This window comes from Kitasatospora sp. NPDC048540 (assembly GCF_040651175.1).
In the GTDB taxonomy this organism is placed as follows: Bacteria; Actinomycetota; Actinomycetes; order Streptomycetales; family Streptomycetaceae; genus Kitasatospora.
On record NZ_JBEZIR010000066.1, the window covers coordinates 32,504 to 45,927 of the forward strand.

Consider the following 13,424-nt stretch of genomic DNA (forward strand, 5'->3'; position numbering starts at 1 on the left):
CGGGCCCGGGCCACCCGCCCGAGGGGCGCGATGCGACCGTCCGGGTGACAGGGGGCTCCCGTCGGCGCAGGGTGGGTACCTGTGGGGGCAGGGCGAGGCGGTGCGTCGGCACCGGATGGGAGTGGGCTGGTGAACACCTGGGCGACCTGGACGACGCAGGGGATTCTGGCGGGCCATGGCGGGGTGCGGACGGTGGAGATCGGGGTGATCAAGGGCGATCTCACGGTGCACACCATGTGGATCGAGGGCAAGGCGCGGCTCACCGTGCAGTACAGCGGGGCACTGGACTGGTTCACCGTGGCGGGCAGTCCGGTCGCGGCGCCGGACGAGGCGACCGCGCGGGAGCTGCACCAGCGGCTGGTGGAGGCCGTGAAGGCGGACAGCGAGGCGGTGGCCCCGCAGGCGGCGGCCTGAGCGGCCGAACGGCTGCGCCGCGGGCGGGGGCCAGCGCGAGCGGACGGGGGTTCCGGCGGGTGCCGCGTGCAGCGGCGCCCGCCGGACGCCGATACCGGGGCGCTACGGGCCTGCCCGAGCATGACGGTGCGGCCGCCACGGTTGTGACGGCCGGGCGTGCAACGTATTGGCCGCCCGGCGCGTGGTAGCTGGTGAGAGGGTCGGCCGGCCGGGATCTTCTGATGGTTTGTCAGGATATGATCTGTCCGGCACACGCCAAACGGGGGGCAGCTGCCGACCCGTGCCCGGGGTCCCGGCGCACGGCGCGGAGTGTTGCGCTCCCCTCGCCACTCCGGAACCTGGAGCAGACTTGCCCTCTCAGCTGAAGCGCCGTGCCCTGCCTCTGGCCGCGGCCGCCATCGCTGCCTCCCTGCTGGTCGGCTCCGCCGCCGCCGACACCCCGGCCCCGGCCGACCCGACGCTGGTCGCCGACCTGGACGCGATCCTCGCCGACGCCCGCCTCGCGGGCGCCCAGGCGGGCGTGCAGGTCGTGGACACCACCACCGGCCAGGTGGTCTACCAGCACCAGGCGGACGCGCTGCTGACCCCGGCCTCCACGATGAAGACGGTCACCTCGGCCGCCGCGCTCGACCTGCTCGGCGCCGACCACCGGTTCACCACCGAGGTCCGCACCACCGGCACCAAGCACGGCAGCACCCTGGTCGGGGACGTCGTCCTGCGCGGCGGCGGCGACCCGAGCCTGCTCCCGCAGGACCTGGACGACCTGGCCGCCCAGGTCTCGGCCGCCGGGATCACCACCGTCACCGGCCGCGTGCTGGCCGACGGCAGCCGGTACGACTCCACCCCGCTCGGCCCCGGCTGGGCCTGGGACGACGAGGCGTACTCCTACAGCCCGCAGATCTCGGGTCTGACGGTCGCCACCGACACCGAGTACACGATGGACACCGTCAAGGTCACCGTCACCCCCGGCGCGGCGGCCGGTGACGACGCCACCATCACGCTGTTCCCGGCCGAGGCGCCGGTCAAGCCGGTCGGGAAGATCACCACCGGCGCGGCCGGCAGCGGCACCAGCGCGGGCGTCGAGCGCCGCCGCGGCGTCAACGAGCTGGCCCTGTCCGGCAGCATAGCCGTCGGCGCGGCGCCCGCCTCGTTCCTGACCACCGTGGAGAACCCGGCCGACTACGCCGGGAAGGTGTTCGCGGGCGCGCTCGCCCGCCACGGGGTGCGGGTCGTGCGCCCGGTCGCCGCCGCCAGCGGGAGCGAGGCCTCGCAGCCGCTGGCCAGCCACGACTCCAAGCCGATCGGCGAGCTGATCGTCCCGATGCTCAAGATCAGCAACAACGGCCTGGCCGAGCACCTCACCAAGGAGCTCGGCAAGGTCAAGGGCGGCCAGGGCACCTGGGCCGCCGGGATCGCCCAGGTCAAGGGCTTCCTCAAGGCCAACGGCCTGGAGACCCCGGCCGGCCGCCAGGTCGACGGCTCCGGCCTGTCCCGCTACGACCTGATCACCCCGGCGAAGATGACCGGGCTGCTGAAGGTCGCCCAGGACAAGCCGTGGTTCAAGGCCTGGTACGACGCGATGCCGGTGGCGGGCAACCCCGAGCGGATGGTCGGCGGCACGCTGGCCAACCGGATGCGCGGCACCGCCGCCGCCGACAACGTGCACGCCAAGAGCGGCTCGATGAGCGGCGTGGACAACCTCAGTGGCTACGCCACCGCCCCGGACGGCCGTCGGCTGGCGTTCACCGTCATGCTGAACAACTTCGCCGGGACCAGCCCCCGCCCGGTGATCGACGCGATCGCCGTCCGGCTCGCCGGCGGCCACCCCGCCCCGGCCGGCAGCACGCCGACCGCGGCGCCCAGCAGCGCGCCCGCGAGCGCCCCGGCGAGCACCCCCGGCGTGAAGTCCTTCGGTGCGCCGGCCGCGCGCTCCGCTGCGACCCCCGCCGCGACCGAGGCCCCCGCGAGCGAGGTTCCGGGCGGTACCCGTTGGGAGGACTGCGAGTTGTTCGGCCGCTGCTGAGCACCGCCGGGTGCGGGCCGGCCGTCCTCCGTCCGGAGTAACGGTCGTCCGCGCACCACTCCCGTGACCGGGCCCTGCCGACCGTCGTTGGCAGGGCCCGGCCGTTTGGAGGAATCATGCCCGGCGCACGCGCGATGATCGACAAGGCCAAGACCTGGATCGGCTACCGGGAAGGGCCCGGAAACCGGAACCGCTTCTCCCAGGAGATGGGGCGGCCCGCCGAGAGCTGGTGTGCGGACTTCGTGGCAGCCGTCGCCAAGGAGACCGGCAACGCCGCCTGCTTCCCCAACACCGCCTCCTGCTCCGTCGGACGCGCCTGGTTCAAGAAGCGCGGACGGCTCTCCGTCTACCCGGCGATCGGCGCCCAGGTGTTCTTCGGCGCCCCCGGCAACCCCGACGGGCCCGGCGGCACCCACACCGGCCTCTGCATCGCCTACACCGACACCACCATCACGGTCGTCTCCGGCAACACCAACGACAACGGATCGGCCAACGGCGACGGTGTCTACCGCCGCACCTACCAGCGCCACTCCGACTACGTCGAGTCCTACGGCTACCCCGCCTACCCCGAGGGCCTGGTCTGCGCCGACCCCGGCTGGCGCGGCCGTGCGGGGATCACCTACTTCGGCCACCAGGCCGACGAGTCCGACCTCCACAGCTCCGTCCGCGGCGAGGGCGTCGCCGGACTGCCCGCGCCGCGGGCCGAGGGCGAGCCCGAGACGGCACCGGCGGACGACTCCCCGACCCCGGCCGGACCGGCCGCCCCGACGCCGACGGCCTCCACGTCGGCGGGCGCAGGCCAGGGCGGGCCGGAGCAGGTGGCAGAGGTGCCGCAGCAGGCCTCGTCGGAGTCCGCCCGGGAGACCCAGCAGGAGGCCTGAGCGCGACCCGGCACGGCCCGGCACGGCCCGGCACGGCCCGGCGCGGTCCGGGGCACGGTCTGACTCGACCGCGCCCCGGTCCGTTCCCGGGCGGAAGGGCCGCTCCGCGCCGGCGGGCCGGTCCGGTGACGGAGCCCGGGACCGGTGAACCGGCAACGCCGGCTAGAACCGTCCGAAGGCCCAGTTGCCGGGCGCGGACGGATCGTCGCTGCGGTAGAACTCCTCGACGCCCTGCACGTATTCGGCCCGGCTGACATAGCCGTCTCCGTCCAGGTCGAGGCGGTTGAAGCCCTGTTCGCTGTCGCCGCGCAGCACCCCGATCTTCTGGTCCATCCGGATCCACTCCTGAAGGCTGATCCGGCCGTCCCCGTCGGTGTCGGTGACGTCGAAGGCCGCTGCGCCGAGCTTGATCGCCTCGGTCATCACCGCGTGCAGGTCGGCCGAGCTGACGAACTCGTCCCGGCTGATGCGCTGGTCGCCGTCGGTGTCCAGGGCCTGCTGCAACTGCTGCCAGAGCCGCTCGGCGCCCTGGCGCATTGCCTCGCCCTGCGGGGTGCCCTCGGCGCCCGCGGCCTCGGTGATCCGCTCGACGAACTCCGCCACGTCCTTCTGCTCGATGAAGCCGTTGCCGTCCAGATCGAGCAGCTCGAACTGACGGTGGAGCTTGCGCTCCTGGATGCTGCCTGCCATCGGCCTGCGCCTTTCCGAGGGGAGTCGGGAGTCGGCACCCGGTGCGCGGAGGGTACGGGCACCCGGAAGGAGGAGTCGGGGTGGGTCCGCGGGGCCGGACCTGCCCCTGGAGCGGCTGTCGCTTCCGGCCCGACGCCATCCTTTCGGCCACGAACAATGCGGTCAAGGAACGCCACCGACAGGGCGGAGTAGTCCGATCGACAGCTGATCCGACCATCCGGATCGAGGCACCCGCCCCGACGAGTCCGACCAGAGGGCACCCCCCGACGGGATGGTTCGTATTCGCTCGACCAGGCGCGTACTGGTGGCGCTGAGTAACGGAACCGCGCACGATGGCAACTGTGAGTGATGCCGGGTGCCCCTGCCCGGCCGCCAGGACCGAGGAGTGTCATGCCGCTCGACCGCCCCCACCGTCCCCGCCGCGCCCGAACTGCCGCCCTGTCAGCCCTGCTGATCGGCGGATTCGGGCTCACCCTCGGGGCTCACCCCGCAGGTGCGGCGACCGTCGCCCCCGCCGAGGTGGCACAGTGCCGGGCCCTGACCCGGTCCGCCGTGCCCGCGCCGAACGCGGTCCCGGTCCGGCCCGGCCACACCGGGACCGATCCGCAGCAACCCGGCCGCCTCGTGTGCCAACTGTCGGGCAGCCACTGACCGCCTGATCCGCTGCCGAGTATCGTCCCGGCGTTCCCCGGCGGGCGGCCGTCGCGCGGCGCTAGGCTGCGGTGCGTGAGCGACACGTACGAGCTGACGCTGTCCATCCGCCTGCCGGGCACTCTGTGCGACGGCGAACTGGCCGAGCTGCGCGGCTGCTTGGGTCTCGCCGAAGCGCTCGAGGTGGAGGAGGCGCACGGTGGGCCACCGGCGCTGCTGGCGGACCGGGGTGCGCTGACAGCGGCGGCCGACGGCTGGGCGATGACGGCTCACCGGGACGTGGGCGCCGGGGAGTTCGACGCGTTGGGCGGCCTGCTGTGCCGGTTGGCCGAACTCACGGGCATCCCCGGCCCGGTGGTGGTCGGGCAGTTGCGGTCGCTGGAGAGCACCCTCGCCGGACCGGTGGTGGTGCGGCGCGGCGCCGTCGAGTGGCCGGTGCCCTGACGGCTACGGCCGGAGGACCGCGCGACGCGGTACCGGGCCCGGCCGGGCCCGCTCACCGAGCCACGCGGTGTGGACCTCCCGGGCTCGTCAGATCGAGAAGCTGCTCCACGGTTCGAACACCGTGATGGTGACGGCCACATCCGTCAGGTCGTCGACGTCGAGGATGAACTCGACACCGCCGGTCTCGGGCTCGGGTCCGTGCGGGACGACGTTGGTCACGCGGATCTCCGGGCCGTGCACGTTCAGCCTGATGTCCGGGTCGAAGAAGCCGCTGCCCAGACTGCACGGGGCAGCGGTGACCAGGATCGGGGATCTGCGAGTGATGTCGAATCCGCTCAGATTCACGTTGATCGGGACTCTGCCCTTGAGTTGGCGGAAGAACTGCCGATGTGAGATCGCCATTGATTCCACACTCCTCCTGCGTCCGTAATCGTCCAAGGAGTTCATGGGCCCAACAACCCTGCTTCTCATGGTACATACGCGAGCGGCCGGCCCGACGGCAAGCAGGCGGAAAATTCCGGCGGGAATTGTTGCGCATTCATCGACCGCACCGGAATTGCCACTTCCTGAAGGCCGCCGGAATACGCGCCTCCAGGACTTGGAATCACCGGATGAACGGGCCCCGGATCGAATCCGTGCACATTCCGTCACCTGCGGCGGTTCCCCTGATGACGGCGGATCACGCCGACCGCTCCACCACGCACGAACCGCGGACCGCCCCGGCCACCCTGCGTGGCGCAGGGTGACAGCGGGGCGGTCCGGGAGTGGGCCGTCAGCGGCAGGTGTAGGTGAAGGAGGCGGCCGAGGTCTGCGATCCCGGTGACAGAACCTCAAGAGTCGCGGTCGCGTCCATGCTGCCCTGTCCGTGGAACGACCACCGCAGCACCACCTCGGTCGAGTGGTGGCCGCTCGGCACCTCCTGCGTGAGCTCGCCGGAGTCCGTACCGTCGCTGCGCAGCCAGCGGTAGGTGACCTCGCCGCTCCCGCCGTCGGTCTCCAGGGTCCCGGTGATCGCCTGGGTGCCGTCGCAGGTCAGTCCGCTCGCGTCGGCCTGGACGGAGACGGCCTTCACCACCACCGGGTGGCCGTAGCGCTGCCAGGCCAGGTACGCCAGCACGGCGAGGATCACCAGCAGCGGGAGCAGCAGCCACCGGCGGCGGCGCTTGCGCGGCGGCTCGGCGGCCGGCGGCTGGGTCTCGCCGTGCCAGACGGCGGCGGCCTGCGGCGGCACACCGGGGCCGAAGCGGCGCAGGCCGTCCGGCGGGGTGGCGCCGTCCTGGCCCGGGCCGGGTTCGACCGGGTCGGCGGGCTGGGGCGTGGTGCGCTCGGTGGCGGGGGTCGACCAGACCTCGGGGTCGAGGAAGGTGGCACTGCCCGCGGGGATCGGCCCCGACATCGGCGACGGCGTGGAGCCCGGCGCCAACTGCGGCTGCGGCTGGGCCTTGAGCTGGACCGTACGGTCGGGTCCGGGAGCCTGGGATCCCGGGGGAGGCTGGGGCAGGCGCACGGTGGACGCGATGCCCGCCTCGTCGAGACGGACCGTCAGCTCCTCCGCGCCCGGCGCCGCCGACGACTTCGGCGGGAGCCGGACGGTCGACTCCGGGTCGGCGACGATCGACTTCGGGGGAAGGCGAACGGTCGACTCCGGATCCGCGACGAACGACTTCGGCGGAAGCCGGACGGTCGACTCCGGATCCGCTGCCGGGCCTGCGGTCTGCTCCGTGCGCAGTTGCACCGTGGCATCGGGACCGGTGGCGGGCGCGGAGGCCGGCACGGGGTGACCGGTCGGGCCGGAGGGCGGCATCACCAGTTGGACCGTGTGCTCGGGCCCGCCGGTCGGAGCGGCCGCCGCGGCCGGCTCCCCCGCTGCGGGCATCACGAGCTGCACCGTGTGGTCCGGGGCGCCGGCGGGGACCACCAGCTGCACCGTGTGGTCCGGGACGTCGGCAGCCGCCTCAGGTGCGTGGGGCGCTGCCGGTACCGCCGGTGCTGCCGGCTGCGCGGGCTCGGCCAGCGCGGCCGGCTCGGCCAGCGCGGCCGGCTCGGCCGACTCGGCGGGCTCGGCGGGCTCGGCGGGCTTGGCGGGCTTGGTGCGGCGGACCGGGCCCAGGGTGAAGGCCGCCGCCGCGGGCTCGGCGGGGCGCTCGTCGCCCGGACGGCCGGGACGGGCGGTCGGGTCCGGCTCGGCCGGAGGTTGGGTGGTCATGCCGGTCCTGCTCTCAGCGGGGCGGGTTGCAGTTGAAGGAGTAGAGCGTGGCGGGTGCGGCACCCTTGCCCCGCGGGGCGGCCGGCGAGGTGGCGACCCTGGCGGTCAGGGTGGACGCGGTGCCGAAGGACTGGGTCGACGAGAAGGCCACGGTGGTCTTCCCGGCGGGCAGCGGCGTCGACTGGGTGCCGACCACCTTCCCGTTGGCGTCCGTCCAGGTCACGGTGACCGTTCCCGGGCCGGTGCCGTTGGTCGACACGGTGCCGTCGGCCCTCGCCGCGTACAGGCCGCTGCAGGAGGCCTTCATCGTGCTGGAGTACACCTGCAGCGGCGCGACCGTCACGGTCGGCGTCGCGCTGGTGGGCGGCGGCGGGGTGACCGTGACCGGGGGCGCCGTGGTCGGCTTGGTGACCGACGGGGTCGGCGTGACCTTGGGCGTGGCCGGACTGCCGGGCGACGGCGGTGCGGCGAGGGTGGCCGACGGGCTCGCCGAGGCGGACGCCGAAGCGGAGGTGGACGCCGACGGTGAGGCCGAGTCGGACGGCGGGGCCGACGCGGGTGTCACGGGGCCCGGGTCGCCGGTGGGCGTGGCCGCACCGAGGGTGGTGGTCGCCCGGGGGGCCGCCACATCGGTGGTCCCGGCCGCGCCCTGGGCACCGGCCACGGCCACCCCGGCCATCGCGCCCGCGACCAGGACGACGCCGGTCGCGGCGCTGGCGAGCTTGGCGCGGCGCCCGAAGCGGGCCACCCCGGCCGCGTTCGGCCCGGCGGGGCCGCCCGGTCCGGGCGGGGCGAGCGTGGTGGAGGCGAACGAGGTCCCGCCGCCCGCCTGCACGCCGCCGAACGGCAGCAGCAGTGGCAGCAGGGCGACCAGGGCGGCGAGCTGCCGGCGGCCGCGCTCCTCCCAGTCCTCGCCGTAGGCGGCGCCGGCCACCTCCTCCAGCTGCTCGACCAGCAGGGCGGCGCCGTCGGGCCGCTCCTGCGGGGTCTTGGCGAGTCCGGCACGGATCAGCGGGCGCAGCGCCTCGGGTGCCTGCTCGGCCGGGATCTGGGCCTCGGTGTGCTGGACCGCGAGTTCCATCAGGGTGGTGCCCGCGTACGGCTTGGCGCCGGTGAGGCACTCGAAGAAGGTCGCGGTGGCGGCGTACACGTCGGTGGCCGGGGCGGCGGGCTCGCCCGCCCACTGCTCGGGGGCCATGTACGCGGGGGTACCGGCGATGGCGCCGGTGGCGCCGCTGCGCACGGCGATGCCGAAGTCGACCAGCTTGGAGGAACCGTCGGCGGCGACCAGGACGTTGGCGGGCTTGTAGTCGCGGTGGATGACGCCCGCGCCGTGCGCCGCAGCCAGGCCGAGCAGCGAGCCCTTGAGGACGGTGAGGGCGGCCTCGGGGGCGGTCGCGCCCTCGGCGCGCAGCAGGTCGCGCAGCGAGATGCCGTCGACCAGCTCCATCACGATGGCGGCGCCCTGCGGGCTCTCCACGTACTCGTACAGCTGGGCGATGTACGGGGAGCGCAGGCCGCCCAGGAGTTCGGCCTCGGCGCGGAAGCCCCGGTGGTCGGCGCTGCTGCCGGAGAGGTACTTGACGGCGACCGGCGTGCCGGTGGCCCGGTGGTGGGCGAGGACGACTCGGCCGGCGGCGCCCGCGCCGAGTTCGCGCAGGTGCTCGTAGTCCGGCAGTTCCCACTGCTGGTCGGGCCCGGCCTGCGGCTCGGTTCCGTCCTGCGGGGCGGTGCCGTCCTTCGGCTCGGTTCCGTCGGGCCGCTGGGGCTCGTCGTGCTGCGCATCGGCCGGGCCGGTCGCGCCTATCGCTTCGTCCACCTGTCCACCCCCGGAGGTCTGGTCCGCATGGGCTTGCGGACACCGAGGGTGACGCAGCCGCGGGCCGGTGGGTTCCGGCCCGCGGGCGATGATAGGTCACGATTCCAGTGCTTCGCGTACTGTTTTTCGATGCGACCGCCCTGGTGCGCTACGGCGGCAAGGATGCTTCGTGGTCACTCTCCGTCGCGGCGGCGGGCCGATTCGGCGGCTTCCGCGGCGACCGAGCCGGCCTGCACCAGGCGGTGGCCGAGCTCGAGCAGGGCGCGCCCGGCGGCGAGTTCGTCGCCGATCACGGGTGCGGCGGGGTCGTGCGGGCTGCGGTGGGCCTCGGCGTCCGCCTCCAGCCGGGTACCGCCGGTCCCGCCGGGGCCACCGGTGTCCAGGACGGCGTGCGCCCGGGTGTGGTCGCCCGTCTCGGTGACCGTGAGCCGGACCTGCCAGTCGGCGGTGTGGGGCTCCGGGGCCGCGGCGGAGCCGGCCGTCACGACCTGCCGCCTTCCTGCGTCTCCTCCATCGGGTCGCCCTCGGCCGGGGCCATCTCCTGCGCGTGGGCGTTCTGGTAGGAGGTGATGCCTTCCTCCGGGTCGGCGGCGCGGACGTTCTCGGTGTCGCGCTCGGCCTTGTCGTTCATCCTGTCTTGCATGTCGGACATCGCAGGCTCCCTGGTCCGGGTGCGGGGCGCCCTGCGCGGCGGGGCCGCCGCCGTGACGGTGCCCGCGGCCGGCCGGGCGCGTTCCTGCCTCCAGCCTGCTCCTGCCCGTGCGGGCGGGCCAGTGCTGGCCGGGGTCGGACCAGGGGTGCCGCTCAGGCCCGCCCGTCCAGCTCCGCCAGCAGGTCGGGGTTGACGGTCGAGACGATGGTGCGGACGTCCTCGGAGGCGGCGGCGGGCCACAGGACGCGGCGGGCGGCCCGGTAGCGTTCGGCGAGCCGTTCCCGGTCGGCGGCGGGCAGCCCGGCGGCGCGGTCGGCCCGGGAGTTGTGCGCGTTGTCGGAGATCTTGAGCAGGGTGGCCGAGTGGTCGGTGACGATCTGCTGGAGCATGGCGTGGTAGGCGACCCCGGCGGTCCGGCTGACCCGGCGGACGGTCGCCACCACGCCGAACGGCACGCCCGCACGCAGCAGGTCCTCCGCGGTCAGCGGGGTGTCCTCCAGCACGTCGTGCAGCAGCGCGGCCATCTGCAGGCCGGTCCCGAACGCGGCCACCCCCGCGGCCACGGCCCGGACGTGCTCCACGTACGGCACACCGATCTTGTCGGTCTGGCCGGCGTGCGCCTCGGCCGCGAGCCGCTCGACGCCGGCCAGGTCGAGCACGGGTACGGGTACCGGTACGGGCAGGGACGCGGGCACAGGTACGGACACGGGCACTCCCCCATCGGATGAACGGCTGTCAGCCTGGCCGCAATATAGCCGGAGCATCCGGACCGATGGCCGGATCCCCGATCGGGCAGGATGGCGGGGTGCAGGTGACACCGATCTCCCCCGAACGGCTGGCCCGGCTGCTGACCGACCGCATCAACGCGCTGCCCGACGACGGCAGCTGGGTACGGGTGGCCGTCGACGGCGCACCGGCCGCGCGGCCCGGCGCGCTGGCGGACGCCCTGGTGGAACCGTTGCGGCTGCTCGGGCGGCCGGTCCTGCGGGTGTCGGCGGCGGACTTCCTGCGGCCCGCCTCGATCCGGCTGGAGTACGGCCACCACGACGCCGACGCCTTCCACGACCTGTGGCTGGACGACCGCGGGCTGCTGCGCGAGGTGCTCGACCCCTTGGAGCCGGGCGGCACCGGCCAGGTGCTGCCCTCGCTCTGGGACGCGGTCAACGACCGGGCGACCAGGGCCGGTTACGTGGAACTGCCGCCGCGCGGGGTGCTGGTGCTTGACGGCGCGCTGCTGCTGGGGCGCTGGCTGCCGTTCGAGCTGACGGTGCATCTGGCGATGGGCGACGCGGCACTGGCCCGACACACCCCGGAGGCGGACCGGTGGACGTTGCCCGCCTTCGCCCGCTACCGGGAGGAGACCGGCCCGGCCGAACTGGCCGACCTCACCGTCCGGGTGGACGACCCGAGACACCCGGCGCTGGTCGAGCGCTGAACCCGACGGCCTTCGCCGGGGCGGCTGCCGGTCCGAGCCTTCCCAGAGCCACACCACCGACGGCTGCGCCGAGCCGGACGGCACCATCGCCACCGGCACTTGAAGTTTCGGCGACGGCGTCACCTCTACGACACCGTGCAGCTGCCGCACCACAGCTGTCCCGTCGCCGGACAGCAGGAGACCTCTCCCCGCGCAGGGAGAGGTCTCCTGGATTGTTCATCTCATTCTGGGTCCGTCACGATCAGAGATCGATCGGGTAAAGCTGAACAGCATGGACGTTCAGCAGCACCCCGGTTCCTCTTGAGACCTCCCATTTCCGATCCGGCGCCTCGATCAGGAGGACGTCGGGCCCGAGCCTGATCCCGACGACCGGATCGTCTGCCTCACCGATGTCCACAACGGTCCCTGTGATGGAAATCTGCGACGCGTCTCCCGCACCGCCGACGATGGAGCCAGGAGAGGGTGCGTCCAGGACAGTCCAGGTGCTGATCTCCTCCTGAACTTCGATCTCGACGTCGAACTCTCCGTGGCGGGCAGCCGTCGACCCCATCCAGGCGCCCACGGCTCTCCCGAGCTCACAACGGAACTCGACCAAGCCCGGCGTAGCCTCCAGAACCCTGGTGATTTGTACTCTCATTACTTCAACCCCAGCGGAACACGGACCATCGTATTACCGACCCTCCACTCGTTCAGCGGGGAGATCCAGTCCCACGTCTCCATATGGAAGTGGAACTTCGTGGGCTTGCTGTTCATCTCGTGGTCTCCCATCCGAATGCTGCGACGACCGTCCGCAGATACCAGCCGGTTGGCGTCCGGCTGGCCCGTCCGAGGATGGATATTCGTGTAAGGCCCGTCGCCCAGGAAGTCCTTCCATGCCTGCTCCACCTGGGCTGGCTTCAGTGGCTTGGGAGCCGCGACCTCAGGCAGATTCACAACCGTCGCGGGCAGCCCCGTGGGGCAATTGTGCACCAGGACCGGCGTGTTGCCGGCCAGGACGTAGTAGGTATGAACGTCGTCGACGGTGAGGTTGTAGGCCGTCTTCGGGGTGGTGCGGTAGTTGTGGACCGATTCGACCGTGACGGTGGTGCCGTCGGGCTGGCGAAGTTGGTCACCGGTGGTGAGATCGGCGGCGTCCGTCCAGCGGTTGGTGGTGAGGTCCCAGGCGGGGTGGTGCTGGGTGGACGTCAGGGTCGCGGGCGGTGCCCGGTCCCCGTTCGAGGCTGAGATGGTGAGGTCGGTGAACTCCTGGTCGTCCGGGGTGGTGATGGTGGCGACGACCTGCTTGGGGCCGGTGGCTCCGGTCTGCGGGTCGGTGGCGGTGACCTGGTCGGCGGTGGTGAGCTGGTCGATCGGCTTGGTGCTGCCGTCGCCGAGCAGGACCTGGGTCCCGGCCGGGAAGCTGTTACACGGGACGCCCTTCGGGCCCATCAGGCCGTCGGTGAGCGCTGCTTCGGCTCCGGAGATCGCCCCGCCGACTTCGGCCAGCGCCTGGCCCTTCAGGGAGTGGTCGGCGTTGCCGTCGAGCATGTTGTCCAGGCCGGAGCCGAGGGCTCCGACGGCTGCGCCGCAGCCTGCGACGGCTGCGACGGCGGTGGCTCCGCCGGTTTCGAGGGCGCCTGCGGCGCCGCCGGCGTAGCACATGGTGCCTGCGGCGATCTCTACGGTGGTGACCACGATGGCGCGGACGGCCGGGTGGTCGGTGGTGAAGTTCTGGGTCCGCTTGGCGCCGTTGCTGATGTGGCATCCGGCGCCGTCGAGGGAGAGCCAGCTGCCGCACTTCTTGGTGCCGCGGCCGTTGCCGCCGCCCCCGCCACCGCCGCCGCTGCCGCCACCGCCGCCGTCACCGCTCTTGCTGGGGTGGTGGCTGCCGGGGCGCTCGTTGACGATGACGACCGTACCGAGGTTGCCGTTGGTGATGGGCGCGCACGGCGGGTGCCAGTTGGTGGCGCAGTCACTGGTGCCCATGGCCCCGGTGCCGCAGGTGTAGGCGAAGGCGCTGCACCCGCCCGGGAGCCCGCCACCGCCACCGCCGCCGTTGCCCGGGCCTTCGACCTGGGTGCCGCCGTGCGAGCAACGGTAGAAGCCCGAAGCGCACTCCTCCAGCGCCAGACCCGTGGGGTCGGAGGCGTTGATGGGGTTGTTGTTGCTGTAGGCGTAGCCGTTCCACTGTTGTGGGTCGTCGGCGAGCATGAGGGGGTCGGGGTTGAGG

The 13,424-nt window shown here is 73.3% G+C and carries 14 protein-coding genes; 5 read left to right on the forward strand and 9 right to left on the reverse strand.

Features of this window, described 5'->3' with window-relative positions; genetic code table 11:
- The first annotated feature begins 129 nt into the window (after positions 1–129).
- From AB0D08_RS24140 to AB0D08_RS24150, 3 genes are all read left to right on the forward strand, one after another.
- The gene (locus AB0D08_RS24140; RefSeq protein WP_033826316.1) at positions 130–414 is read left to right on the forward strand and encodes a hypothetical protein; all 285 of its coding nucleotides are present in this window, start codon (positions 130–132) and stop codon (positions 412–414) included.
- Between the two features lie 349 nt (positions 415–763).
- Complete coding sequence (gene dacB / locus AB0D08_RS24145) at positions 764–2,437, forward strand: D-alanyl-D-alanine carboxypeptidase/D-alanyl-D-alanine-endopeptidase (RefSeq protein WP_359891488.1); 1,674 nt, start codon at positions 764–766, stop codon at positions 2,435–2,437.
- A gap of 116 nt (positions 2,438–2,553) precedes the next feature.
- Positions 2,554–3,318, forward strand: coding sequence for a hypothetical protein (locus tag AB0D08_RS24150; RefSeq protein ID WP_051814510.1), 765 nt, complete (start codon positions 2,554–2,556; stop codon positions 3,316–3,318).
- Positions 3,319–3,480: 162 nt separating this feature from the next.
- Here AB0D08_RS24150 and AB0D08_RS24155 read toward each other — a convergent pair whose 3' ends face one another.
- Positions 3,481–4,008: an EF-hand domain-containing protein gene (locus AB0D08_RS24155; RefSeq protein WP_033826317.1), complete on the reverse strand. Its 528-nt coding sequence runs from the start codon at positions 4,006–4,008 to the stop codon at positions 3,481–3,483.
- Positions 4,009–4,734: 726 nt separating this feature from the next.
- Between AB0D08_RS24155 and AB0D08_RS24160 the strand changes: the two genes are divergently transcribed.
- A complete protein-coding gene (locus AB0D08_RS24160) occupies positions 4,735–5,103 on the forward strand; it encodes a hypothetical protein (protein WP_359891492.1) in 369 nt (122 codons plus the stop codon).
- Between the two features lie 87 nt (positions 5,104–5,190).
- Here AB0D08_RS24160 and AB0D08_RS24165 read toward each other — a convergent pair whose 3' ends face one another.
- From AB0D08_RS24165 to AB0D08_RS24190, 6 genes are all read right to left on the reverse strand, one after another.
- A complete protein-coding gene (locus tag AB0D08_RS24165) occupies positions 5,191–5,505 on the reverse strand; it encodes a hypothetical protein (protein WP_033826319.1) in 315 nt (104 codons plus the stop codon).
- Between the two features lie 370 nt (positions 5,506–5,875).
- Positions 5,876–7,309 (reverse strand): hypothetical protein, encoded by a 1,434-nt coding sequence (locus tag AB0D08_RS24170; protein ID WP_359891494.1) that lies wholly within the window; start codon positions 7,307–7,309, stop codon positions 5,876–5,878.
- Positions 7,310–7,322: 13 nt separating this feature from the next.
- Positions 7,323–9,128 (reverse strand): serine/threonine-protein kinase, encoded by a 1,806-nt coding sequence (locus tag AB0D08_RS24175; RefSeq protein ID WP_359891497.1) that lies wholly within the window; start codon positions 9,126–9,128, stop codon positions 7,323–7,325.
- A 173-nt stretch (positions 9,129–9,301) separates the two neighbouring features.
- Entirely contained in the window at positions 9,302–9,613 is a 312-nt protein-coding gene (locus AB0D08_RS24180; RefSeq protein WP_359891499.1) for a dsRBD fold-containing protein, read from the reverse strand.
- Positions 9,610–9,780, reverse strand: a complete 171-nt coding sequence (locus AB0D08_RS24185; RefSeq protein ID WP_158515678.1) for a hypothetical protein — start codon at positions 9,778–9,780, stop codon at positions 9,610–9,612. Before AB0D08_RS24185 ends, AB0D08_RS24180 begins: the two co-directional genes overlap by 4 nt.
- A gap of 152 nt (positions 9,781–9,932) precedes the next feature.
- The gene (locus tag AB0D08_RS24190) at positions 9,933–10,439 is read right to left on the reverse strand and encodes a phosphohydrolase (RefSeq protein WP_359891510.1); all 507 of its coding nucleotides are present in this window, start codon (positions 10,437–10,439) and stop codon (positions 9,933–9,935) included.
- A gap of 146 nt (positions 10,440–10,585) precedes the next feature.
- Between AB0D08_RS24190 and AB0D08_RS24195 the strand changes: the two genes are divergently transcribed.
- A complete protein-coding gene (locus tag AB0D08_RS24195) occupies positions 10,586–11,215 on the forward strand; it encodes a uridine kinase (RefSeq protein WP_359891502.1) in 630 nt (209 codons plus the stop codon).
- Between the two features lie 241 nt (positions 11,216–11,456).
- Here AB0D08_RS24195 and AB0D08_RS24200 read toward each other — a convergent pair whose 3' ends face one another.
- Together AB0D08_RS24200 and AB0D08_RS24205 are read right to left on the reverse strand one after the other, a co-directional pair.
- Complete coding sequence (locus AB0D08_RS24200) at positions 11,457–11,852, reverse strand: hypothetical protein (RefSeq protein WP_359891505.1); 396 nt, start codon at positions 11,850–11,852, stop codon at positions 11,457–11,459.
- Positions 11,852–13,424 (reverse strand): polymorphic toxin-type HINT domain-containing protein (locus AB0D08_RS24205; RefSeq protein WP_359891508.1); only part of this gene is annotated, 1,573 nt, incomplete at its 5' end. The genes AB0D08_RS24200 and AB0D08_RS24205, both read right to left, overlap by 1 nt.

Excerpts from the sequence above, each read along its gene's own strand:
- AB0D08_RS24165 (WP_033826319.1), bottom strand. The coding sequence starts at position 5,505 with ATGGCGATCTCACATCGGCAGTTCTTCCGCCAACTCAAGGGCAGAGTC.
- AB0D08_RS24185 (WP_158515678.1), bottom strand. The coding sequence starts at position 9,780 with ATGTCCGACATGCAAGACAGGATGAACGACAAGGCCGAGCGCGACACC.
- AB0D08_RS24150 (WP_051814510.1), top strand. The coding sequence starts at position 2,554 with ATGCCCGGCGCACGCGCGATGATCGACAAGGCCAAGACCTGGATCGGC.
- AB0D08_RS24155 (WP_033826317.1), bottom strand. The coding sequence starts at position 4,008 with ATGGCAGGCAGCATCCAGGAGCGCAAGCTCCACCGTCAGTTCGAGCTG.
- AB0D08_RS24200 (WP_359891505.1), bottom strand. The coding sequence starts at position 11,852 with ATGAGAGTACAAATCACCAGGGTTCTGGAGGCTACGCCGGGCTTGGTC.
- AB0D08_RS24170 (WP_359891494.1), bottom strand. The coding sequence starts at position 7,309 with ATGACCACCCAACCTCCGGCCGAGCCGGACCCGACCGCCCGTCCCGGC.